Origin of the sequence: Olsenella profusa F0195 (assembly GCF_000468755.1) — a bacterium.
GTDB classification, from domain to species: domain Bacteria; phylum Actinomycetota; class Coriobacteriia; order Coriobacteriales; family Atopobiaceae; genus Olsenella_F; species Olsenella_F profusa.
The window spans coordinates 1-1,286 of record NZ_AWEZ01000014.1; the positions used below are offsets into that span (position 1 = coordinate 1).

At 74.7% G+C, this 1,286-nt stretch carries 1 protein-coding gene; it reads left to right on the plus strand.

The features are described 5' to 3' along the window. Window positions 1-158 precede the first annotated feature (158 nt). Window positions 159-1,286 (plus strand): hypothetical protein (locus tag HMPREF1316_RS01855; RefSeq protein ID WP_021725197.1); only part of this gene is annotated, 1,128 nt, incomplete at its 3' end.

Below are 1,286 nucleotides of genomic sequence, written 5' to 3' on the forward strand. Positions count from 1 at the left end.
ACGCAGACGAGCATCGGTTCTTGAGCACCGTGGTCATCGAAAAATGAGCAGTTCGGTCATGTTCTGGCCGTGCCCCGGGCGTCGGGGGCACGGCCAGAACCATGTCTCCCTTCGGGCGGCGACTTTGGCGAGAACCCCGCCCCGGGAAGGAAGGGGAGATGGCCGTGTCCCCAGGCGGGCAAGGGGATGTCAGGAGGACGGACAGGGACGGGGTGCCAAGGGCGCAGATGGCGCGCAAGATGCACCTGAGCCGCAACGCCGTCGCGAAGTACGCGGACAGGCAGGACATGTCGCCGGAGCCCCCGGTGCCCCGCGAGAGGGCCCACCTGGCCACCGACGCGATGGCCGCCTGGATCGACTCGGTCCCCGAGGCCGACCCGTCCGCGCCGAAAAGGCGGCGCCACACGGCCAGGAGGACCTACGACCGGGCCGTGGCCGAGAGGGGCTGCGCGGGGTCGCACTCCTCGGTGAGGCGGCACGTGGCGAGGCGGAGGGAGGGGCATGCCACCGGACCGCGCGAGGGCTACCTGGGGCTCGAGTGGGCACCGGGCACGGCCCAGGTCGACTTCGGCGACTCCGAGGCCGTGATAGCCGGCGCTCCCGCTACGCTGAAGCTGCCGGCCGCGACCCTCCCGCACCCCAGCGCCCGCCTCTGCGTCGCGCTTGCCTGCGAGAGGGCGGAGGTCTTCCGTGCCGGGCTCCGGATGATATTCGAGTGGGCGGGGCGCGCCCCGCGCACGCTCGTGCCCGGCGACGCCACCGAGGCCGGCGGGATGGCCTCCGGCAAGATCGTGGAGCCGAGGCCCCTCTCCCGGTCCCGGGCGCACTGCCGCCGCGAGGGCCGCCACCGCGATCCCCACTCGGGGAACGAGGGGGGCCCGGTGGAGAGCGCCGTGGGCCTCCTGCGCCGCAACCTGCCCGTGCCGGTACCCGAGGCGGCCTCGCCGGACGGGCCCAGCGAGGTGCCGCACGAGGGCTGCGAACGGACCAGCGGGCGATCGGAGGGCAGGGAGGGAAAGCCCACGCGCGAGGCGTTCGCCGAGGACCCCGCCGGCATGCCTGCCCTGCCCGGCGCGCCCTTCGACGCCGTGCGGTGGCAGAGGGCCAAGTCGGACAGGCGCGGCTACGTGCGCATCGACGGCAACCCCTGCTGTGCGGGACCCGCCTGGCACGACCGGGGGCCCGTGGTCGGCGTGCGCGCCGAGACGGTGGAGGTGCCAGCGGACCGCGGCAGGCACGTCGCGACGCCGCCAAGGAGCTTCGGGCGGGGGGGCCGTGCGAAGCCC